A 20405-nucleotide genomic window follows, 5' to 3' on the forward strand; every position below is an offset into this window, starting at 1 on the left:
GTCGCTGCCGGGACCCCGGTCGGGACTATCGAGAGAGGGACGCGGACAGCGCGGGTCGTTCGGCGGGCGGACACCGATACTATTTAATATGGGTGTGCTACGTTAACATAAATCTTTCCCTGGATACGGCCAGTATCGTGTTCTCGCGAACCCGAGTGCACTTATTTGCGGGTGGTGCACTTTCGATATGGAGGACCCACCGGGAGGATGGGAGCAGTGGAGCGACGAACCCGACCGACAGGTGTTCGTTTACCGGCCGGACGTGTTCGATTCGCAGGCGTTTCCGGCGCCCTGTCTGCCGACGTTGTATCTGAGCAACGGCCCACACAGGAATCGCAGACCCGAACAGCGCCACGAACGAGGTGGGTGCTCGTGGCACCTCACCCTCTATCTCGAACCCGACGTCGTCCTCGCCGAGGAGCGCTACGACGAGCGCACGGAGGCAAGCGAGGCCGCGACCGACCTCGCGCGTCGGTTCGCCGATGGCGACCTCGACTACAGGGACGCCTATCAGGTTCCCCGCGAAGCGTATCTGGATCGGCTCGACGAACTGACCGGGCGAGAGGCTTAACCCGCAGGTCGGCCTAGCGACGACAATGAGCACGCTCACCCTGATCGGCACCCGGCTCGCGGAGGCCGGAACCGAGTTCGTCTACCACGGCGAAGCCGACGCCTGTGAGGGCTGTCCGTACCGAAGCCAGTGTCTGAACCTCGTCGAGGGCCGGAAGTACCGCGTCGAGAGCGTCCGGGAAAACGCCCAGACGCTGGAGTGTGGCGTCCACGATACGGGCGTCAACGCAGTGGAGGTCACACCTGCGAGAATGAAAGCGAACGTCCCCTCGAAGGGACTGTACGCGGGGAGCAAGGCCCGTCTCGCCGGCGACTGTCCGTACACCGAGTGCCCGAGTCACGAACTCTGTGTTCCCGATGGCGTCGACATCGACGAGGAGTACAGAATCACTGAGGTCGTCGGTGACCCGCCCCACGAGTACTGTATGCTCGACCGGGAACTCACCACTGTGGAGTTCGCAGCCCCCGAGGAGTGAGCGAGTTCGGGGCTCGATACCCGATCCCCGACTTTTGTGTACAACTCTGTCGCGGTAGGATTAAACGGTCGTCGCCCGAGGTTCTGGTATGTTCTCCTATACGTCTGCGATGGCATCGTCTACGGAACTCCTCTCCCGGGACGAACGAGAGGAACGACTCGAATCGGCCGGCTACAACGTTTTCAACCTCGCCAGCGAGGACGTGTTCGTCGATCTGCTGACCGACAGTGGCACCGGCACGATGAGCGACACCCAGTGGGCCGCGATGATGGAAGCCGACGAGGCGTACGCCGGCAGCGAGAGCTTTCTCGCACTCGAAACGGCGATCGCCGAGGTGATGGGGTTCGATCGAGTGGTGCCGACCCATCAGGGTCGTGGCGCCGAGAACGTTCTCTACGGGTGTTTGATCGAGGTGGGCGACGTCGTCCCGAACAACACCCACTTCGATACCACCCGGGCACACGTCGCCGAAAACGGTGGTGATCCCGTAGACTGTCCCGTCGAAGGTGCGGGGGATCTCGACAGCGAAGATCCGTTCAAGGGTAACCTCGACACGGAGTGCGTGCGCGAACTCGCAGATGACGTCGGCCCCGAGAGCATTCCCGCGGTAATCCTCACGATTACCAACAACTCGGTAGCCGGCCAGCCGGTGAGCATGGCGAACATCGAGGAGACGCGTGATCTCGCGGACGAACTCGACGCAACGTTCGTCATCGACGCCTGCCGGTTCGCCGAGAACGCGCTGTTCATCCGCGAGCGCGAGGACGGCTACGCCGAGCGCTCGAGTGCCGAGATCGCCCGCGAGCAACTCTCCCACGCCGACACGATCGTCATGAGCGGGAAGAAGGACGGACTGGTCAACGTCGGCGGGTTCGTCGGGGTTCGTGATCCCGACCTGTTCGAGCGCGCGAAACAGCGGGCGATCCTCTACGAGGGCTTTTCGACCTACGGCGGGATGGCCGGCCGGGACATGGCGGCGATGGCCGTCGGGCTTCGGGAGGCCGTCTCCGAGGAGTACCTCACGGCTCGGATCGGGCAGGTCCGCGCACTCGGCGAGCGCCTCCGGGAGCGAAACGTCCCGATCTACACCCCTGTCGGAGGCCACGCCGTCTACATCGACGCCGGACGAGCGCTGCCTCACGTTCCCGACGAGGAGTTCCCCGGCCAGGCGCTGGTCTGTGAACTCTATCGCGAGGGCGGCGTTCGCGGTGTCGAACTCGGTGGGTTCGCCTTCCCGAACACGGACCGTCCGAACCTCGTCCGCCTCGCGCTTCCGCGACGGACCTACCACGACGAGCACCTCGATCACGTGGCCGAAACGGCCAGTGCGGTCCTCGAACGGGGCGAGGAGGTCCGAGGATTAGAAGTCGTCTCGGAGCCCGAAAACGAGGCGCTACGGCACTTCAGCGCCCGTCTAAAGCCGGTTTAAGGGCCGTGTTCGAGCGCCTCCGCGTAGGCGTAGTCCGTCCCGTGAGCCGTCGGGTGCTCGCCGTCGAGTCGGATCCGCCACCCGTCTATCTCGGAGGGCTCGTCGAGGGCGCTCGTGAGGGCCGTCCGCACGTCGACGATGTCGACGCCGTAGAAATCATCTGGCACTCCCTGTAGGTACTGCAGTGCCGTCTCGAACAGCGATCGCATCCCCGCATCGTCCTCGAAATCGACGTGTTTGTAGGTCCCTGCGGCGACCTGTACCATCCCGTGGAGGAACTTGCTCTCGGTGTTACCGCTACCGTAGTTGTACCATTCGTCCTCGAAGCAGTCGTGCGATTCGTGATACGCGCCGGAGTTAAAAAGGCGCACGCCGTGAACGGTCGCCCGTCGAAGCGTTCCGTGCTCCCATCCGTTCGAGGGGACCCGGTTCGCGCACCACCCGGTTGGGGTGCCGGAGACCGGCGGCCCGACGGTGTCGTCGCGGGTGTGCTCGTCCATACTCGATCCTCGTGTCGGGGCTGCCTAACGGTTCGGTTCCCGCTCAGTAGACCGCCTCGCGGATCCCCTCTCTGAGGGTATCGAAGCCCGCGAGGTACTCGCGGCGCTCCTCGCGCAGCGCGGCCAGTTTCGACTCGTAGTCGGCGATGTTTTCCTCGGGACGGAACTCGCGGATCTCCATTCCGGGCACTCGTTCGGGGACCTCGAAGCCCAGCCGGTCGTCGTAGGTCCACTCGATTCCGCCGCGTGCGGCGGCAGTGAGGATCGCGATGGTGTCCTCGACGCCGATCCCCTTCGAGCCGACGGAACCGGTGTTGAGGACGAAACACTCCGCGTCCGTTTCGCCCATCAGATCGGCAAATCGGTTGCCCTCCTCGCCCTCCGGGCCGACGATGAAGGGGTTGGTCCCGACGACGCGGATCGACTCGCCCGCGCGTTCGGGATCGCCGGCACTCGTTTCGACCGACTCGCCGAGCATGAACGCTACCGCCGCCTGCTCGGGCGTGAGTCGTGCGGCCGGCGGCATCAGCGGGTTTCGGGTTATGAAAAACACCTGATCGGCGCGCTCGCAGTCGATCTCCGGGGCGGCACTCGGGAGGTCGTCTCGCCGAATTACCGCCCGCCCGTTTGTAGTCAGGGAGCCGTCGTCGAAATCGACGGTCCCGTCCGCATCGACGGAGACGTTCTCGAGGATCGCCTTGGGCTGGGTTACAGCATGGTGCAGCGCCGGCTGTTCCGCTTCGTCGAGTCCGATCGTCTTGATGTAGAGACCGCCGCCCTCGCTGCCGGCGAGCGCGTCGGGAAACAGCGCACAGACGTCGTCCTGGAGCATAACCGCCGACTCGGGCGAATCGAGCCAGCAGCCGTGGCCGGTCAGGGTCGACTTGCCGGTTCCCGAGAGGCCGAGAAAGGCCTGATGGACCTCCGAGAGCTCGCCGTCGTCGGTTTCGAGGGTGAGGCGCTTGCTTCCGGCGTGGAGCCCCAGTCCGCCGCGCTGTTTCGCCCGGTACATGAACAGTCGGAGGAACGATTTCTTCGCCTCGCCGGTGTAGTCGCTTCCCAGTACGACGGTGGCACCCTCTTCGGGCAGAACGCGGATCGCGGTCTCCTCGGCGTCGGGTAACTGGAGGGTGTAGAAGTCCGGCTCGCGACCCTCGGGGGCGGGGTCAAGCAATTTCGCCCACGCCAGTGCGATCCGGCCGTACTCCTTCGGGACGAACAGCCGACAGCAGTAAGCGTGCTCGGAGTGGCGACCGACCATCCGGTCGAGACAGACCAGATCGGTCGTTTCGGCGGTAGTGAGCGCCCGGTCGACGAGGCGCCAGTCGGCCTCGGTGAAGGTGTCGTCGACCGCGTTTTTCGTCCGATCCGAGCTCCGGGATCGGAACTCGCTGACGTAGCTCGCGCTCCCGTATTCGGTGGTCGTCTCGAGGGGCTCGGAGAACGCACGCAGTTCCTCGAAACTCGGCTCGTAGACGACCGATTCCGCGGTCGGATCGGGGAAGTCGAACGGAGGGTCGACCGACCGAGTGCTCTCGGTCAGACCGCTGAGGGTGGCGTCACCGGACATGTGTCTGCTGTAGGATCGCCATGGCCCTTAATTATACTGTGGCTACAAATCACACGACCACTCTTCTATGAAATTAACTCGGATAGTAGTACGAACGTCGGAGCGAGTGGACGAACGGTCGCTCGGCACCGCATACGGGATCCGGAATCTTTTAGCCGGCGGCTAACCGAGGTGGCCGTGCGTGCGAGGGTAGCCAAGCCCGGAAACGGCGGCGGACTCAAGATCCGCTCCTGTAGAGGTCCGTGGGTTCAAATCCCTCCCCTCGCACTCGAAAGAGTGCGGAAGAGGCTCTCGGAGCGCTCTTCCCTCGCAAAGTTCTCACCGACGCCGACCGGACAGCCAAGGCGCCGAGCGAATCGAACGAAAAATCGGAGCCGACGGTATATACCGTTTCAGTTCGCGGACGCGGGCCCCAACCGCTGGCGGTGGTGGCAGTTGAGACACGGCCGGATACGGAGCGGCTTCCCACACGTCTGGCAGTGCCAATCGGGGTATCGTCTGTTCATCGAACCCACGTTGTGATAGAGTAACACGCCATATATATGTCTTTGGGCACCTGTCACACGGATTTCAACCGAACCGAGTGGGCCCTCTCGGTGTGTCGGTCCGGGAGCGGACACCCTCCGGGAAACGTATCGGTACGACTAGACCGGAACCCTAAAATTCCCCGCCCGCACCATCGGAGATATGAACGACCTTTCGGCCCGGATCGATCCCGCTCGGGCGTGGGTCGCCGCGGCACTCGCGGCGCTCGCCGCCCTCGTCGTCGGTTCGGTCGTTTTTCCTCGACGGGTCTACGATGGGTTTTTCTGGCGGTACTTCTGGGGGCCCGTCGTCGCCGACGGAACGGGTTCGACGTGCGCCCGGCGGGTCGGCGGCGAGACGCGACTCCTCGATAGCGCCGTCGAATGCCAGCAGGCGACGGGAATCGTGGCCGAACCCGGCTACACGACGGTCTCGACGCTGAGCTACGCTGTCGTTTTGGTCTTCGCGCTGCTAGGCGTCGTCTTCTTTTTGAAACGACTCGACATCGGGACGCGACCGGGCTTCTTCTTCGCGCTGTTCCCGTTCATGCTCTTTGGCGGCGCGCTCCGAACCGTCGAGGACGCGAGCATCGCCACGCTGCGTGCGACCGGCGAGCCGGCGATCGCGTTTCCCCTCAGCGGGTTGTTCATCAGCCCCTTCATCTACTTCACCGTCTTTTTCGTCACGCTCGGGGCGCTGTTGGTGAGCGTCGCGGCGGAGCGTTCGGGGGCGGTCTCCCGATACGAGTACCCGCTGGCCGCCATCGGCACGCTCGTCCTCGCGGTGACGGTCGGCTATCTGGGCTGGCTTGCCGTTACGACCGACGTCCTCGTCTTCAATCCGGCGGTCGCGATTATCACGTTCGGGGGTGCATCGGTCGTCGCGGCGCTGGCGTGGGTCGGCACCGAGCGCTTCGCCCCCATGGTGAACGCCGCGACCGGCTACATGGGCGTGCTCGTCGTCTGGGGTCACACCGTCGACGGGATCGCGAACGTCCTCAGCCTCGACTGGGCCGAGGAACTCGGCCTCCCGACGTACACGCCCAAACACGTCGTCAACAGCGCGATCGTCGACCTCACGGGGGCGCTCCAACCTCCGTCGGTCTCGGCAGCGATCGGGACCGCGTGGCCCTTCCTCCTCGTGAAGATCGGGGCCGCGCTGTTCGTCGTCTGGGTGTTCAACGACGAAATCTTCGAGGAGAGCCCACAGTATTCGATGCTGCTTCTGGTCGCGATCCTCGCGGTGGGGCTCGGCCCGGGGACCCGCGACACCCTCCGTGCCACCTTCGGCATCTAGGGGTACGGGTGGGGGTCGCGTTCTAGACGTGGCTCGAACCCCATCGACCGGGGAACCGCTTCCGCGCGTTCGCCGAAGACCGGCCCGGCCGTAAAGAGCGGCTGGGCCGCCGGGACGAGCACGCGGGTCGCCTCGAACCCGAGGGTTCGGATGTCACTCGGCGTGACCCACGCCGCATACGGTGCCATTCCGACGTCCTGCACCCGCTCTACTAGCGATCCCAGTTCGTCCTTGGGCCCGAGCGATCGGTCCCCGACGGCGTCGGCCTCGACCCGGCCCGAAACGTCGAGGAACTCCCGTGCCGGATCGGGGAGCGAAGCGTACCGTCCGATCCAGCCCGACTGCTCGCCCGCGGCTTCGGGTCCCATCGACCGGAGCTCCATCCAGTTCTGCAGGGCCTCACAGAGCGCCGACCGGGCGGCCGCGCCGGCATCGAGGTCGGCGTCGGAGCCGAGCGCGAAGCGCGGCCAGTCACCCTCGCGGTGGACGGCCACCGCCACCACGGGGACGTCGACGTCCTGTGTCACGAGCAGCGGCGTCACCGAGAGTCCCTCGCCGGCCGCCCGGCGTTCGAGGGTTCGGAACGTTTCGTCCTCGACGTCGAGTTCGAGCGGTTCGAACGTCGAGTACCACGCAAGCATCGTCGCGTCGCGCTCGATCACTTCGTACAGCCCCGAGAGCAGCGCCTCGGTTCGCGTGTTCCCGAGGCCGAGTCCCGTCGTGATCGCGGGGCCAAAGCGCTTTTCCGGCGGCGGGAAGTGAACGAACTCCGCGGGAAGCGAGGCCGATTCGCCGGTGTCGAGTCGCTCGCCGGCGACCCACGGGATCTCCTCGTCGGTCGCCTCGGCACCGACGAACCGCTGGGGAGCGATCGCGTTGGCCATCCCGTCGGGACGGGCGTACTCGAACCACTCCGTCCGGTAGACGCCCGCGGCGTAGCGTTCGAACGCCTCGCCCAGCGCCTTCATGTAGGCGGCGTCCCAGTCGGCGGCGACGCCGGCGGCCTGATTCGCCGCGCTCGCGTCGCTGAATCCCTCGGTCTCGGCGCTCGTCGCGAGGTAGTACGGGACGGGAAAGGACGCGACCTCGCCGACGGATCGAACGATCCCGACCCGTTCGTCGACCCCCGGTTCGGCGCGAGAGATCGCCTCCGTGACGGAGCGACTCTCGCCCTCTCCCACGGGTGGGGAGGACCGCTCGCCGCAGCGATCGCAGGTCGGAACCTCGAGAAACCGGCGCTCCGTGTAGGGCAGTTCGATCACGTGTCCGAACAATCTCTCGTTCTTTCCACGAAGCGCCTCGACGATCCGATAGCCGGCGATCGCTCCGATCAGGCGCGCGACAACGGGATCGGGATCGAGGTGGTGGTCGGACTCTTCGGGTCGGCTCTCGTTGGCCTCGATTCTGGTCTGTAGACAGCGATAACAGCCCGTTTCGGGGGCGAACCCAGCCACCGACGCCTCGACGCCCTCGATCGAGTACCCGCCGATGCCACCGAGTTCGACGCCGACCCACGGCTTCTCGCGTGAACCGTCGACGGTCGCGAACACGTCGTCACCCGCGGAGCCGACCACCACCCCGAGGTGATGCTCGGAGAGCGTTTCGGGGGGTCCCCGCTGCGTCACTACGTCGGCGTCACTCAGCGCGGCCGCTATCGCGTCGGCGGCGGGCCCCGAGCCGGCGATGCCGATGGATACATCCATACCGTCGGCTCGGGGGACTGGACGAATAAAACCGACCGGTCCGACCGAATCAGTTCAGCAGGTTCTGTGCGACGCTCGCGAGCTGGTCGGTGTTGGCTTCGCGCAGGCGCTCATCGCCGAATTTCAGGCGCAGGCGCGGCCGACCGACGTCGATTGGGACCTTCTCGGTGTCGATCAGGCCCATGTCCTCGAGGCGGGTCTTCGTCCGGGAGAAGGTCGCCTTCGAGGCGATGCCGACGTCCTCGCCCCACTTGCTGATGTCGTAGAGCAGGACCTCGTTTTTCGCCGCGATGAGAAGGCTGATCGTCACTTCGTCGAGGCCGTCGCCGTCGCCACGGGCGGTCTGTAGCGAGTCCAGAACGCCGGTGAAGTCGGCTTCGACCGGTTCGCCGATGTCCTCTGCGAGTGTAGAACGGACCCGCGAGAGCGGAGGCGTACGGAGATTGAACGTCTCGGCTTCCTCCCACGTCGTCGTATACGAGTCGTACGCCAGCGAGACGAACTCCTCGTCGTCGGTCGTCAGCCCGGCGACGGTGTCGCCGACGTTGATCAGGGCGACGACCTCGTTCGGGGAGATCAGAAGCGAGTTCTCGCTGCCGTCTGCGAGCGCGCGGAGTTCGAGTGTCTCCTCGTCGATCAGGTCCGCGGCGTTGCTCGCGAGGATGAAGTCGCTCATCACGCCTTTCAGCGTCGATTCATCGCCCAGAAGGCGGATCCGCGGCGGCTCCGAAATGCCGCCGGCGACGTCGATCAACTCCTCGATCGCGTCCGCGGACGGGTTCACTACGATGAGATCCTCAGAGGCGGTCTGTAAGACCGTTCTGAAGATATCTTCAATGCTATCATCGAGTAAATTTGAGGCCATAGTTGTGGGTGTACAATGTTTTTACAAGTATTTAATTATAACGGCCGAGAGACAGGGATTTCACTGCGAATACAAATTCTATCCGAACGGTCGACTTCATCCCTCTCGTCCCCGATTTCGAGGTATTCGTCCGACCGATCCGCAACGAAGTGTCGTTATCATTCTTGCGAACGGAGCTGGATGAGGAGTTCCTCGGGCCAGAAGAACTGCCCGTCGTAGATGACCGGCGCGTTGATCGACTCAAGAACCGCGAGGAACGCCTCCCGATCGAGCGTCGATTCCGTCGCCGTGCCGTAGAGGTGCGGTCGCTCGTTGTCGATTCCCGCCGGGCGATACCAGCCACCGGCGGTCCAATTGGGGAGGACGTCGTAGGTGATCGAGACACCCTCCTCGACGGGCTCGGCGAGTAAGGTTCCCGGGTGGGGGTCGCGCCGTCCTCCCAGTACGTGGGTACCGTCGCCGACGACGGCGTAGTTCTTACCCATCATGATCTGTCTGCGGGCCAGTTGCATCGCCCGATCGATGCTGAACCCGTAGACGAGCAGGCGAGCAAACGTGGTGCCGACCGCTGCGGCCTGCTCGTTGAGCACCTTCGAGAACGTTACCCCGCCCGCGACGCTCCCGCGCTCGACGAGCGCTTTCCCCTCGTAGAAGGAGCCACAGGCGTTCAGGAAGAACGTCCGGGCGTTACATTCGGGGATCGATTCGGCCGAGAGGTTGCCGTCGGTACAGCGCAGTCCCTCCGTATCGCAGTGGCCGACGTAGTGGACGAACGCGCTCGGGCGCTCGAAGACGGTCGAGAGCTCCTCGCAGGTGAGTTGCCGGTGGACGGTGATATCGATAGGCAGGTCCGCCGCATGGTCCTCGTAGATACGGGCGACCTCGGCGTACTCCTCGCCCATCTCGGGGTCGTTCTGGACGACGACGAAGGGGAGTCGACCGCCGGTGTCGGCCCTCGAGAGACCGTTCTCGAAGGCCTCGGTCCGGGCGTTGAACACGTCGATCGGCGTCGTCTCGTCGAGCCAGGCGTGTGATCTGGCGGGACCGAGGACGGGTCTGACGGCGTCGACGGAGGCCGCAGTCCGATCGCCCCGTCGGTAGAAGTCGGTCAACGATCGGCGCAGGAGTTCCCGACCGTCGAGCGGCCCCGTTTTGGGGGGTTGGATCAGGCTCAAGCGATCGAGCGCGTACGGGAGTGCGCGGGCGGCCTCYGCCTCCGCGGGGACGTACGTCGCGAGGTGCCACTCGGGAAGCGAGCGTGACTCGTCGTCGAGTTCGAGGTAGGCCGCGAACCGACGGACGGGATCCGAGAGCCGGGCGGACGCGATCCCCAGTGTCTCGGGGTCGGGGAGGCCGGCCAGCGTAGGACCGGCCTCCCGACAGCAACAATCGAGATAGAACGTCCGCCGGAGCACCGAGGCGACTGCCTCGGGTAGGTCCCCGTCGAGACGGTGGGTCAGCCCTGGCGCCGTGATCGTCGGGGTGGCCCCCCGCTCGACCGAGACATGCGCCTGGAGGTAGTACGCGAGCGGCGAGACCGTCAGGATCGTTTCGAGGTCGGCGGGCACACACAGTCCGATCCCCGTTTCGGCGGTCGCGTCCGCGACCGCATCGGGGATCTCGACGGCGTCTGCGAACTCGATGCGCGGCGGGTGACCTCGGAGCGCGGGGATCGATTTCGCGGCACGGGTCGTCTCGAAGCCGGCGTGAAGGTGTGAGAGCGCACGCGCGAACCCGGCTGGAGTCGGCGGGATCCGGATCGTCGATTCGGGCCCGCGAAACTGGCTTCTGAATCCGAGCGTGACCGACTGTCGCCCCCCGAAGGAGAGTTCGAGCGACCGATCCGGCGCGTGGATCGTCGCCGGTCCGTCGAATCGGACGGCGGTCTCGATGGGCGTCGGAACGTCCAGAAGGTAGCTATCGGTGGGGAGGTCCGTCGACCCGTCGACGGCGGTGTAGGTATCGCCGCCAGTCAGGCTCGTGACCGTCGCCCGCGGCGTTCCGAACCCGAGTTTCGAAACCTGACCGGAAACTGTCGTATCGACTGGACGTGGCAGCGACCCACCAGCGTAGAACTCCCCCCAGTCGGGGGCCGCTATCTCGACGGCGGCGCGATGGTCCGATACCCTGAGCCCCGCTGTCGTAACCTCCCAGTCGATCATGTTGCGACATGAACCGATATCACCGACAGATAATAGGTCTGTCGGAGCGAGATACTGTTCGGAGAACCGAACACGTACCGAGCGGGTCGAACCACTTCGGAGGGATATGGGGTACACTTTAGCCTCCCGTGGTGAAACCCCATTCCATGGAGTACGATACCGTTCGCGAGGTCGACCCGGAGATCGCAGACGCGCTCGAAGACGAAGTCACCCGTCAACAGGAGGGGCTGCAGATGATCGCGAGCGAGAACCACGTCTCGCCCGCCGTCATGGAGGCCCAGAGCAGCGCCCTGACCAACAAGTACGCCGAGGGTTATCCCGGCAAGCGCTACTACGCCGGCTGTGAGCACGCCGACACGGTCGAGAACCTCGCGATCGAGCGCGCCAAGGAGCTGTGGGGGGCCGAGCACGTCAACGTCCAACCACACAGCGGTTCGCAGGCGAACATGGGCGTCTACCTTGCGGTGCTCGACCCGGGCGATAAGATCCTCTCGCTGGACCTCACTCACGGCGGACACCTTTCGCATGGTCACCCCGCGAACTTCGCGGGCCAACTGTTCGACGTCGAGCAGTACGAGGTCGACGCCGAGGCGGGCTACATCGATTACGAGGGACTCGCAGAGCAGGCAGAAGCGTTCGAGCCGGATATGATCGTCTCCGGGTATTCAGCGTACCCACGGGAGGTCGAGTGGGACCGGATCCAGTCGGTCGCCGACGAGGTCGGCGCCTACCACCTCGCCGACATCGCCCACATCACCGGCCTCGTCGCTGCCGGGGTTCACTCCTCGCCCGTCGGGACCGCCGACTTCGTCACCGGCTCGACGCACAAGACGATCCGGGCGGGACGGGGCGGCATCATCATGTGCACCGAAGAGCACGCGAGCGACGTCGACTCGGCCGTCTTCCCCGGCGCGCAGGGCGGCCCGCTGATGCACAACGTCGCGGGCAAGGCCGTCGGGTTCAAGGAGGCCCTCGAACCCGAATTCGAGGAGTACGCCGAGCAGGTCGTCGAGAACGCACGGACACTCGGCGATACCCTCGCGGAGCACGGCTTTTCGCTGGTCTCGGGGGGGACCGACACCCACCTCGTACTCGTCGATCTCCGCGAGTCCCACCCCGACACCACTGGCGGCGACGCCGAGGATGCCCTCGAGGACGCGGGGATCGTCCTGAACGCCAACACCGTCCCCGGCGAGACCAGAAGCGCGTTCAACCCCAGCGGGATCCGGGCGGGGACGCCCGCACTCACCACCCGTGGGTTCGAAAGCGAGGAGATGCAGGCGGTCGGCGACGCCATCGCCCGGGTCGTCGACGCACCCGGGGACGAGACGGTGCGCAACGAAGTCCGCGAGGACGTCCGCGCGCTCTGTCAGTCGAACCCCCTCTACGAGGAGTAGGCGACCTGCGCGCGCTTATTTCCCTCGGCGACGTATCGAGTGGTATGGTAACAACCAACAGTACTTCGGCGACAGACCGCGGATGGATCGTCGAAACCGTCTCGGAGTGGCCCGGCGTCGAGACGGGACCGCATCGGTTCGGGGCGACCGAGTTCACCATCGACGGTCGCGAGATCGGCCACATTCACGGCGGGCGGACGCTGGACATCAACTTCCCCAAACAGATGAAAGAACGCCTGATAGCGGACGAACGGACGGGCGAGCACCGCTTTGCCGGCGGCGGTTGGACGACCTACCGGATCGAATCGCTTGAGGACGTCGATCACGCTCTTCGACTGTGTCGCCTCTCGTATCTCTACGCCCTCCTGACGAGGCGACGCAGGCCCACCGGGAGCACGATCCTCGCGGAACTCGACCTCGACGCGGAGTTGGACCGACTCGATCTCGATCCCGACCTTCGCGCGATGTTCGAGCGAATGCGACGATAGACACGGTGTAGCGGGTTACCCGGCGTAGGAGCTCTCCCCGACGACCCTGACGAACTCGCCGTAGCCCACCGAGTCGTCGGGACGGAACTCCTTGACGGCGACCCGAACGCGCCTTCCGACGTGGTCGGACTCCGCACCCGAGACGTACAGCCGGGTATCGCCCACGAGCGCGAGGCCGGCCTCCTCGTCGGGATCGTACTCGGCGAGGAAGACGTTGACCTCGGTTCCGGGTGCGAGTGTTGGGTGTGTGGTCCGAAACGACCAGCCCTTGAAATACTTCGAGAGGAAGCTCATACCCGAGCCACCTCCGCCGACTCGCGGTCGATCAGGTACTCCCGTCCGAAGCCGGTGATCGCCGCGAGGACGAACACTGCGACCAGCAACCAGCCGTGGAAGACGAAGGGGACGACCTCGACAGGGTTGACGACGAGCGACTGGTCGAACCACTCGTACTGGGCAGGAAGTTCCTGCATCGCCGTGAACCCGACGAGCACGCCGCCCGACCACGGGAAGATGTAGCCGAGTGCGGCGGTCTGGGCGTCGAGGATGTTCGCGCGGCGATACCCGTTGAGGTTGAACCGCTCGCCGATCTTCGAGATGTAGGGCCCGATTGCGACCTCGGCGGCGGTGTTGATGGTGATGATCGCGTTGATGAGCGCGGCCGAACCGACCATCGTGAGTTCGGCGTTTCTGACATTTGTCGCCACGTTTTCGAGCGACCAGTCCAGAATCGCCTGGAAGGCTCCTCCTCGAATCATGATCTGGGCGGCGGCGATAATGAGCAAGACGAGGATCGAGAGGGCGAAAAAGCCCGATGCACCGTCGATGATGCTGCCGCCGACGCTCACCGCCTCGGGATCGTCGACGATCTGCAGGAACGGCAGAAAAGCGAGCGGTTCCGCGAGCGGCGCGTTCGCGGGCGCGTTGAACGAGACGATGTCGGCCACCGACGTCAGTCCCAACAGGAGGTTCGCCGCGACCGCGACGACGATCCCCCACGAGATCGCCTCGACGATGTGCCGGCCCGAGATCGCGAGCACGAGCAACACGCCCATCGACAGCAGGTGGATCAGCCCGACCGGGTCGCTCTGGGAAACCAGCAACTGCTGGGCGTCGGCGGCGATATCGACCCCCGAGAGCACCCCGCCGACGAGGACGTAGGCGATCGCCGCCGGGATCGCCGCCGCGAGCGCGTACTTGAACCGGGAGGCGACGACGCCGCCGATGTCCGAGTCCTGCGTGACCGCGCTGACGATGGTAGTGTCGGAAACCGGTGCGAGGTTGTCCCCGAAGATCGCCCCCGAGAGGATCGCCCCGAACAGCAACACCGGGTTGGCACCCAGCAGGACGCCGGCCGGGAAAAACAGGGTCACGAACGCGACCGTCGAGCCGTAGCCCGTCCCGATCCCGGTCGTAAACAGCGCCGCCAGCACGAACGTGGCTGCAGGGAACAACACCGCACCGATACCCGCGACGTTCGCGAGCCAGACCAGCCCGTCGACGAACCCGCCGTCCTGGAGCAGTTGGGCGAACATCCCCGCCCAGATCCACGCGACGATGGCCGTCACCGCCACGGGCTGGGTCATGCCCTCGAAGATGGTGTCGGCGTAGGTCTTCCAGTCGCCTTTGACGAAGAACATTCCGACGATCAGCCCGATCAGCATGCCTGCAATCAGTCCCGCGGTGTCGGAGATGCGCCAGAGGGCGGTCTGGGCGATCGCCCAGACGATGAAAAACGCGATCGGGAACGCGCTCATGCCCCGGCCGCCGTAGAACTCGATTCGCGGGCCATCCCCCTCGCCACCGCCGAGCCCGGTCAGTACCTCCGGATCACCTGATTCGCTCATGTCGCACTCATCTCGGTCAGTTCATGGCTCAGAACCGGTCGAGATAAACCTGTCGTCTGCTCGCGTACCGATTGGGGTTTCGAACGGGAAACCGCCTTCCGCCACGACAAGGTACACCCGCGCCGAGGACGATCTCACGGGTATGCAGGCACGAGTCATCGAGGAGTTCGGCGAGCCGGCTGTCTTCGAAACGCGCGAGATCGAGACGCCCGAACCCGGTCCGGGCGAGGTCCGGATCGCGGTCGCGGCCTCAAGCGTCAACCCGGTCGACTACAAGATCCGCCGTGGCGACCTGCCCCCCTTCGCCCCGGAGTTCCCCGCGGTGCTTGGCTGTGACGTCGCCGGCACAGTCGACGCCGTCGGCGACGGGGTCACGGCGTTCGAGCCCGGCGACGAGGTCTACGGTATGCCCGGCGGCGTGACGGGGAGCCCCGGCGCGCTCGCGGAGTACATGGTCGCCGACGCCGAGGCGATCGCGCCCGCCCCCGAGTCGCTCTCCCTGACTGAGGCCGCCGCGCTGCCGGTGGTGGCGCTCACCGCCTGGGAGATGTTGATCGATAGGGCAAGCGTCGACTCGGAGGACGACGTCCTCGTCTACGGCGGCTCGGGCGGCGTCGGCCACGTCGGCGTCCAGATCGTGAGCGCGGCGGGCGCGCGGGTCGTCGCGACGGGCTCGACCGAGGAGAAACGCGAGATCGCCAAAGAGCTAGGCGCGGACGCCACCGTCGACTACACCGAGACATCGGTCGAGGAGTACGTCGAAAGCCACACCGACGGCGCGGGGTTCGACGTCGTCTTCGACCCGATCGGCGACGACCACCTTCAGACGGCCTTCGAGGCGGTCCGTCCCTACGGCCGGGTCGTCACCACCGAATCGAGCTCGACACAGGAGTTGGAAGCGATGCATTTGAATGCCCTCTCGCTGGATGTCGTGCTCGTCATCTTGCCGATCCTTCGGGACGCGTGGCACGCCCGTCTGGGCGAGGAGCTACGCGAGATCGCCGACCTGGTCGACGACGGCGACCTCGCGCCGCTGCTCGACGAGCGGCGCCACGGATTCAGCGAGGTCGAGGAAGCCCACCGCCGGCTCGAGGAGGGCGATGCTCTGGGCAAGATCGTGCTCGAAAACGATCTCTGAGGCGAGGACCCTACCGACCGTGCTCGTACTCCCCGTAAGACGACGTGGAATCGGCCCGAGAGCCGACCCACGTCCCGAGTGCGATGCCGTAGACGGCGTGACTCGCGTGAAAGACCGTCTCGGCGTCCGCGTCGAGGTCGATGTCGAGCAGCCGATTCATCATCACGCGCTCGCCGAAGACCGAGAGCGCGAGGCCGAAGACGGTCCCCCAGACGACGCCCTCGGTCTCGGTGGCCGAACGCGGGAGGCGCAACCGAGGATACAGCAGGCCGAAGAGCGCGCCGAAGGAGATCCCGTAGAGGAAATGGAGGAAGATCCCCATTCCCGTGTACTCTTCGGGGTGGCCGTCACCGACGTACTTCGCCCAGAAGTTCGCAGAGGGCGGCAGCGACCGGAGGATCGGTAGCCGGAAGGCGGTCATCACGACCGTCGCGAACGCCCCGCCCTGAATGGCCCGGAGCAACGACCGCACGACTGACGTCGAGGACGGTCGTTCACTAGTGGCCCGGTCCGAACCGAACGGTGAGTCCCTCATCGTCGTGTAGTCTCTCCGTCCGTCTCCATAAGTCCGGACCCGGCTCCTCGACCGTCCGACGAATGTATCCACGTTACTGCATAGATTTCGGACAATATCACCAGATATACGCACGGATCCGAGCGTTGAAGGCGATGGACGGACCAGTCTCCCCCATGGCGACTATCATCGACGGGAACGCAGTCGCGAGCGCGATTCGGGACGACCTCGGGGCGGCCATCGGGACGCTCGGCGACGAGGGCGTGACGCCCGGACTGGCGACCGTCCTCGTCGGCGACGACCCCGCAAGCGAGACGTATGTAAACATGAAACAGCGCGACTGCGAGGAGGTCGGACTGAACGGGATCCACGTCGACCTCCCGGGCGATGCCTCCCCCGAGGAACTGTACGACGCCATCGAGGACCTCAACGCCGACCCCGCGGTCCACGGCTATCTGGTTCAGGACCCCGTCCCCGAGCAGATCGACTACCGGGAGGTGATCCGCCGGATCGACCCCGCGAAGGACGTCGACGGCTTTCATCCCGAGAACGTAGGCCGGTTGGTCGCCGGTGACGCCCGGTTCAAGCCCTGTACGCCCCATGGGATCCAGAAGCTGCTCGCCGCCTACGACGTCGAGACCGAGGGTGCGGACGTGACGATCGTCGGCCGGTCGGACATCGTCGGCAAGCCGATGGCGAACCTCCTGCTGCAGAAATCCCACGACGGCAACGCCACCGTCACCGTCTGTCACTCCCGAACCGAGGACCTCGCGGCGAAGACCCGGCGTGCCGATATCGTCATCGCGGCCTGTGGCGTGACCGAACTGATCGACGGCTCGATGATCGGGGAGGGCGCGACGGTGATCGACGTCGGGATCAGCCGGGTCGAGGACGACTCCGAGAAGGGCTACGAACTCGTCGGGGACGTCGAGTTCGAGAGCGCGAAGGAAGTCGCGGGCGCGATCACCCCCGTCCCCGGCGGCGTCGGGCCGATGACCCGCGCGATGTTGCTGTACAACACCGTCAGCGCCGCGAGCCTGCAGGAGTCGGTCCCCGTCGACCTACCCTAGGGCGTCGAGGCGCTCCCTGGCGCGCGCGAGTGCGAGTTCGTCGTCGTCCCGGACGGCGCTCCCGAGGTCGCGCGCGGCCTCGACGAGGCGTTCTGGCGTTCGCGTCTCGACGCTTCCGTCGAGGGCCTCGACCCGTCGGACGTGATCGTCGAGCCGGCCCAGCGCACGCCTGACGGTCGGAGACGCCTCCTCCCGGGCGTCGAGAAAAGCGAGGAGGTCCTCTCGGTAGGTCGAGACTGCCTTCGCGTAGGCGAGCGCGCGGGCGGATACGAGCGAGTCGGGTACCTCCGCCGGCGGCGGCCGCTCGCCTCCCAGCAACGCGAGGAGATATAGCTGTTCGGCGTCGTCGGTTTCCGTCTCGAGCGCGCCCGAGGAGAGCGAGCGCTCGTAGCTCCCGATCGCGGTCCCGAGTTCGCTCGCGATCAGGTAGGTGTCGTCCAGATCGCGCAACTCGCCGCCGTCGACGAACCCCCGCTTTCGGCGGTAGCTCCGACAGCGCTCGGCGACCTCGCTTGCGACCTCGCTCAGCGGCCGCTCGTCGATCCCCTCGATGAGCGGGGCCAGATCGAGTTCCGCCGGGCCGTCGGTGTGGAGCTTTCGCTCCTCGTGGCCGACGCTCCGGAGGCTCCCACAGTCGGGACAGGCGACCTCGCCGGTCTCGTAGTACGACCAGCGCGTCCCACACGCCGTACATTCGCGCTCACCTCTGATCTCCATGGCCGGGCGTTGGTACGCCGGGGTAAAAACCGATCCGACGGCCCCGGTGGTTCGACGAAGCGAAACCGGCGTGTAGTTTGATGTGGCGTGCGGTCGCAGATGGACGTATGCGCACAGAAGAAGAAATCCGCGAGCAGTACGAGTTCCTCGCCGAACAGCTCGAAAGCGAGGAGATGCGCCACCAAGGAGTGAGAGAAATGTTTACATACTACAAGCGTGCGTTGGGCTGGGTGCTCGAAGAGGAGTACATATAACAAATCGGACTAGTGTCGGTAGGTTTAATACGCAATGGCGTGATTAGTCGAGTGACGCTTCGCTTTGGAGGGCCGAAGCGTCAGCGGGGACCAATTCAGGGCGGCAAGCAGCCACGCGGGGATTTTTCCTCCCCGCGTGGATTGCTTCCATGAAACCGAATCCGCGAGCGCCGCGGCCGGTCCGACTGCCGACGGTTCTGTCCTATCGTAGTAGATACCATACCTGTTCGACGTGATAGAATCGCCCGACGGAGCCGTTGTCCCCGACATGTTTATGCGTGCCGCCACTGATCTGTCAGTACAGTATAGACATGCACGACCTGACGGGCTTTCAACGGGATCTACTCTACGTCATCGTGGGAGAGGAGGAACCGCACGGGCTGGCGATCAAGGAGGAACTGGAGGGGTACTACGAGAAGGAGATCCATCACGGCCGACTGTATCCGAATCTCGACACGCTCGTGGACAAGGGCCTCGTCGAGAAGGGGCAACGTGACCGACGGACCAACTACTACACGCTGACGCGACGCGGACGCCGCGAGATCGAGGCGCGACGGGAGTGGGAGTCGCGGTACGTCGATCTCTAAGCGGAGGCGTTAACCGGGTGCTCTCGGTAGAGGGGAGTCGTGAACAGCGTCGGCCTTATCGCAATCGAAGGGGACCTCCTCCGGATCGTTCTGGCCGGCGCGCTCGGACTCCTGTTGGGGCTCGAACGCGAGTGGTCACACAAATCCGCCGGGATCCGCACCTTCTCGCTGATCGGCCTGCTCGGGGCCGTCTTCACCGTCCTCGACCGGCCGCTGTTGCTCGCGATCGGGGGACTGTTCGTCGCCGTACAGGGGCTCATCCTTGCGGTGCAGGGACTCCTGCGCGAGGAATCGGGTCTCTCGCTGACGACCAGCGTTTCGATGCTCGTCGCCTACGGCGTCGGCGTCCTCGTGGGTACGGGCCTGCTGCTCGAAGGCGTCACCGTCGCGGTGCTGTCCTCGCTGTTGCTCGTGTTGAAGCGCGAGCTCCACAGTTTCGCGTGGGGGCTCACCCGCGAGGAACTCCGATCGACGACCGAGTTCGCCGTGCTGGCGTTCGTCATCTATCCGCTCCTCCCAACGGGGGACGTCCCAATCGCCGCGGCGGGCTTCGAGGTCGCCGTCGAGCCCCGCGTCGTCTGGCTGATGGTCGTCACGGTCGCGGGGATCGGCATCGTGAACTACGCCATCGTCAGTTCGTACGGGGGCCGGGGGATCGCCGTTACGGGGTTTTTCGGTGGGCTCGCCTCCTCGACGGCAGTCGTCGGGACGATGCTCGATCACGTCCGTCAGCACCCGGCGGCCGCCTCGTATGCGGTGGCGGCGATCCTGCTCGCGGACGCCGCGATGGCCCTGCGCAACCTCGGTATCGCGCTCGCGTTTACCATCGACGCGCCGCTGGTCGGGGCGCTGGTTCCGCTGGGGACGGTGGTCGTCGGATCGTTCCTCATCGCCGCGGTCACCGCCGACTGGAACGAGGCCGTCGAGATGGAGTTGGAGAGCCCCTTCTCGCTTCGCAACGCGCTCGGTTTCGGCGCGATCTTCCTGTTGATCGTCGTCTCGGGCGGGTTCGCGGAGGCGTATCTGGGGACCGCCGGTTTCTACGCGACGGCGGTCCTCTCGGGGCTGGTCTCCAGTGCCGGGACGACGACCTCGGCGGTCGTCCTCTATCGCACGGGCTCGCTGGAGCACGACGTGGCCGTGATCGCCATCCTGCTTGCGACCGCCTCTAGCCTCGTCGTCAAGGCGCTGCTGGTCGCGACGAGCTCCGACCGGGCCTTTGCACGCCGGGTCGGCCTCTGGACCGCCGTCCTGCTCGCTATGGCCGGGATCGCGACGGCAGCCGTGCTGTTTTGAC

20 protein-coding genes and 1 tRNA gene are annotated in these 20405 nt (G+C 65.5%); 12 read left to right on the top strand and 9 right to left on the bottom strand.

What is annotated here, in order from left to right; genetic code table 11:
- The first annotated feature begins 187 nt into the window (after positions 1 to 187).
- The 3 genes from HACJB3_RS08640 to HACJB3_RS08650 all read left to right on the top strand — a co-directional run bounded on the left by HACJB3_RS08640 (position 188) and on the right by HACJB3_RS08650 (position 2475).
- Positions 188 to 571, top strand: a complete 384-nt coding sequence (locus HACJB3_RS08640; protein ID WP_008417370.1) for a DUF5820 family protein — start codon at positions 188 to 190, stop codon at positions 569 to 571.
- Positions 572 to 596: 25 nt separating this feature from the next.
- On the top strand, positions 597 to 1046 hold the full coding sequence (locus HACJB3_RS08645; RefSeq protein ID WP_008417367.1) for a UPF0179 family protein: 450 nt from the start codon (positions 597 to 599) through the stop codon (positions 1044 to 1046).
- 88 nt (positions 1047 to 1134) lie between these two features.
- On the top strand, positions 1135 to 2475 hold the full coding sequence (locus HACJB3_RS08650) for a tryptophanase (RefSeq protein WP_008417365.1): 1341 nt from the start codon (positions 1135 to 1137) through the stop codon (positions 2473 to 2475).
- On the opposite strand, the gene HACJB3_RS08655 is transcribed toward HACJB3_RS08650, so the two are convergent.
- Together HACJB3_RS08655 and HACJB3_RS08660 are read right to left on the bottom strand one after the other, a co-directional pair.
- Positions 2472 to 2975, bottom strand: a complete 504-nt coding sequence (locus HACJB3_RS08655; protein WP_008417364.1) for a DUF309 domain-containing protein — start codon at positions 2973 to 2975, stop codon at positions 2472 to 2474. The two genes, HACJB3_RS08650 and HACJB3_RS08655, sit on opposite strands and share 4 nt — an antisense overlap.
- A 43-nt stretch (positions 2976 to 3018) precedes the next feature.
- Entirely contained in the window at positions 3019 to 4545 is a 1527-nt protein-coding gene (locus tag HACJB3_RS08660) for a phosphoenolpyruvate carboxykinase (ATP) (RefSeq protein WP_008417362.1), read from the bottom strand.
- 183 nt (positions 4546 to 4728) lie between these two features.
- Here HACJB3_RS08660 and HACJB3_RS08665 point away from each other — a divergent pair.
- Together HACJB3_RS08665 and HACJB3_RS08670 are read left to right on the top strand one after the other, a co-directional pair.
- A tRNA-Leu gene (locus HACJB3_RS08665) sits at positions 4729 to 4812 on the top strand.
- Positions 4813 to 5232: 420 nt separating this feature from the next.
- Complete coding sequence (locus HACJB3_RS08670) at positions 5233 to 6366, top strand: DUF63 family protein (RefSeq protein WP_008417361.1); 1134 nt, start codon at positions 5233 to 5235, stop codon at positions 6364 to 6366.
- On the opposite strand, the gene HACJB3_RS08675 is transcribed toward HACJB3_RS08670, so the two are convergent.
- From HACJB3_RS08675 to HACJB3_RS08685, 3 genes are all read right to left on the bottom strand, one after another.
- Complete coding sequence (locus HACJB3_RS08675) at positions 6363 to 8069, bottom strand: YcaO-like family protein (RefSeq protein ID WP_008417360.1); 1707 nt, start codon at positions 8067 to 8069, stop codon at positions 6363 to 6365. The two genes, HACJB3_RS08670 and HACJB3_RS08675, sit on opposite strands and share 4 nt — an antisense overlap.
- 49 nt (positions 8070 to 8118) lie before the next feature.
- Positions 8119 to 8934, bottom strand: coding sequence for a transcriptional regulator TbsP (tbsP, locus tag HACJB3_RS08680; RefSeq protein WP_008417359.1), 816 nt, complete (start codon positions 8932 to 8934; stop codon positions 8119 to 8121).
- A gap of 158 nt (positions 8935 to 9092) precedes the next feature.
- Complete coding sequence (locus HACJB3_RS08685; protein ID WP_008417358.1) at positions 9093 to 11096, bottom strand: hypothetical protein; 2004 nt, start codon at positions 11094 to 11096, stop codon at positions 9093 to 9095.
- A 146-nt stretch (positions 11097 to 11242) separates the two neighbouring features.
- On the opposite strand from HACJB3_RS08685, the gene glyA reads away from it, so the two are divergent.
- Positions 11243 to 12493, top strand: coding sequence for a serine hydroxymethyltransferase (gene glyA / locus HACJB3_RS08690; protein WP_008417357.1), 1251 nt, complete (start codon positions 11243 to 11245; stop codon positions 12491 to 12493).
- 44 nt (positions 12494 to 12537) lie between these two features.
- A complete protein-coding gene (locus tag HACJB3_RS08695) occupies positions 12538 to 12981 on the top strand; it encodes a luciferase domain-containing protein (protein ID WP_008417356.1) in 444 nt (147 codons plus the stop codon).
- Positions 12982 to 12996: 15 nt separating this feature from the next.
- Here the strand turns inward: HACJB3_RS08695 and HACJB3_RS08700 are convergent, their stop codons facing one another.
- On the bottom strand, positions 12997 to 13275 hold the full coding sequence (locus HACJB3_RS08700) for a DUF7513 family protein (RefSeq protein ID WP_013199466.1): 279 nt from the start codon (positions 13273 to 13275) through the stop codon (positions 12997 to 12999).
- The gene (locus HACJB3_RS08705; protein WP_008417354.1) at positions 13272 to 14828 is read right to left on the bottom strand and encodes a Na+/H+ antiporter NhaC family protein; all 1557 of its coding nucleotides are present in this window, start codon (positions 14826 to 14828) and stop codon (positions 13272 to 13274) included. Before HACJB3_RS08705 ends, HACJB3_RS08700 begins: the two co-directional genes overlap by 4 nt.
- Before the next feature lie 142 nt (positions 14829 to 14970).
- On the opposite strand from HACJB3_RS08705, the gene HACJB3_RS08710 reads away from it, so the two are divergent.
- Complete coding sequence (locus HACJB3_RS08710; RefSeq protein WP_008417353.1) at positions 14971 to 15966, top strand: zinc-binding dehydrogenase; 996 nt, start codon at positions 14971 to 14973, stop codon at positions 15964 to 15966.
- 10 nt (positions 15967 to 15976) lie between these two features.
- Here the strand turns inward: HACJB3_RS08710 and HACJB3_RS08715 are convergent, their stop codons facing one another.
- On the bottom strand, positions 15977 to 16501 hold the full coding sequence (locus HACJB3_RS08715; RefSeq protein WP_081461315.1) for a DUF6789 family protein: 525 nt from the start codon (positions 16499 to 16501) through the stop codon (positions 15977 to 15979).
- 155 nt (positions 16502 to 16656) lie between these two features.
- Between HACJB3_RS08715 and HACJB3_RS08720 the strand changes: the two genes are divergently transcribed.
- The gene (locus tag HACJB3_RS08720) at positions 16657 to 17550 is read left to right on the top strand and encodes a bifunctional methylenetetrahydrofolate dehydrogenase/methenyltetrahydrofolate cyclohydrolase (RefSeq protein WP_008417350.1); all 894 of its coding nucleotides are present in this window, start codon (positions 16657 to 16659) and stop codon (positions 17548 to 17550) included.
- Here HACJB3_RS08720 and HACJB3_RS08725 read toward each other — a convergent pair.
- Positions 17542 to 18267 carry a DUF7117 family protein gene (locus HACJB3_RS08725; protein WP_008417349.1) on the bottom strand — a complete coding sequence of 242 codons (726 nt, stop codon included), beginning with the start codon at positions 18265 to 18267 and terminating at the stop codon, positions 17542 to 17544. The genes HACJB3_RS08720 and HACJB3_RS08725 overlap by 9 nt on opposite strands.
- A 107-nt stretch (positions 18268 to 18374) precedes the next feature.
- Between HACJB3_RS08725 and HACJB3_RS20175 the strand changes: the two genes are divergently transcribed.
- From HACJB3_RS20175 to HACJB3_RS08735, 3 genes are all read left to right on the top strand, one after another.
- Complete coding sequence (locus tag HACJB3_RS20175) at positions 18375 to 18521, top strand: hypothetical protein (protein ID WP_008417348.1); 147 nt, start codon at positions 18375 to 18377, stop codon at positions 18519 to 18521.
- Positions 18522 to 18832: 311 nt separating this feature from the next.
- Positions 18833 to 19108, top strand: a complete 276-nt coding sequence (locus HACJB3_RS08730) for a PadR family transcriptional regulator (RefSeq protein WP_008417347.1) — start codon at positions 18833 to 18835, stop codon at positions 19106 to 19108.
- 39 nt (positions 19109 to 19147) lie between these two features.
- The gene (locus tag HACJB3_RS08735) at positions 19148 to 20404 is read left to right on the top strand and encodes an MgtC/SapB family protein (protein WP_008417346.1); all 1257 of its coding nucleotides are present in this window, start codon (positions 19148 to 19150) and stop codon (positions 20402 to 20404) included.
- Position 20405 lies beyond the last annotated feature (1 nt).

The organism is Halalkalicoccus jeotgali B3 (assembly GCF_000196895.1).
Taxonomy (GTDB): Archaea; Halobacteriota; Halobacteria; order Halobacteriales; family Halalkalicoccaceae; genus Halalkalicoccus; species Halalkalicoccus jeotgali.

Excerpts from the sequence above, each read along its gene's own strand:
- HACJB3_RS08640 (WP_008417370.1), top strand. The coding sequence starts at position 188 with ATGGAGGACCCACCGGGAGGATGGGAGCAGTGGAGCGACGAACCCGAC.
- HACJB3_RS08645 (WP_008417367.1), top strand. The coding sequence starts at position 597 with ATGAGCACGCTCACCCTGATCGGCACCCGGCTCGCGGAGGCCGGAACC.
- HACJB3_RS08650 (WP_008417365.1), top strand. The coding sequence starts at position 1,135 with ATGTTCTCCTATACGTCTGCGATGGCATCGTCTACGGAACTCCTCTCC.
- HACJB3_RS08655 (WP_008417364.1), bottom strand. The coding sequence starts at position 2,975 with ATGGACGAGCACACCCGCGACGACACCGTCGGGCCGCCGGTCTCCGGC.
- HACJB3_RS08660 (WP_008417362.1), bottom strand. The coding sequence starts at position 4,545 with ATGTCCGGTGACGCCACCCTCAGCGGTCTGACCGAGAGCACTCGGTCG.
- HACJB3_RS08670 (WP_008417361.1), top strand. The coding sequence starts at position 5,233 with ATGAACGACCTTTCGGCCCGGATCGATCCCGCTCGGGCGTGGGTCGCC.
- HACJB3_RS08675 (WP_008417360.1), bottom strand. The coding sequence starts at position 8,069 with ATGGATGTATCCATCGGCATCGCCGGCTCGGGGCCCGCCGCCGACGCG.
- tbsP (WP_008417359.1), bottom strand. The coding sequence starts at position 8,934 with ATGGCCTCAAATTTACTCGATGATAGCATTGAAGATATCTTCAGAACG.
- glyA (WP_008417357.1), top strand. The coding sequence starts at position 11,243 with ATGGAGTACGATACCGTTCGCGAGGTCGACCCGGAGATCGCAGACGCG.
- HACJB3_RS08695 (WP_008417356.1), top strand. The coding sequence starts at position 12,538 with ATGGTAACAACCAACAGTACTTCGGCGACAGACCGCGGATGGATCGTC.
- HACJB3_RS08700 (WP_013199466.1), bottom strand. The coding sequence starts at position 13,275 with ATGAGCTTCCTCTCGAAGTATTTCAAGGGCTGGTCGTTTCGGACCACA.
- HACJB3_RS08705 (WP_008417354.1), bottom strand. The coding sequence starts at position 14,828 with ATGAGCGAATCAGGTGATCCGGAGGTACTGACCGGGCTCGGCGGTGGC.
- HACJB3_RS08710 (WP_008417353.1), top strand. The coding sequence starts at position 14,971 with ATGCAGGCACGAGTCATCGAGGAGTTCGGCGAGCCGGCTGTCTTCGAA.
- HACJB3_RS08715 (WP_081461315.1), bottom strand. The coding sequence starts at position 16,501 with ATGAGGGACTCACCGTTCGGTTCGGACCGGGCCACTAGTGAACGACCG.
- HACJB3_RS08720 (WP_008417350.1), top strand. The coding sequence starts at position 16,657 with ATGGCGACTATCATCGACGGGAACGCAGTCGCGAGCGCGATTCGGGAC.
- HACJB3_RS08725 (WP_008417349.1), bottom strand. The coding sequence starts at position 18,267 with ATGGAGATCAGAGGTGAGCGCGAATGTACGGCGTGTGGGACGCGCTGG.
- HACJB3_RS20175 (WP_008417348.1), top strand. The coding sequence starts at position 18,375 with ATGCGCACAGAAGAAGAAATCCGCGAGCAGTACGAGTTCCTCGCCGAA.
- HACJB3_RS08730 (WP_008417347.1), top strand. The coding sequence starts at position 18,833 with ATGCACGACCTGACGGGCTTTCAACGGGATCTACTCTACGTCATCGTG.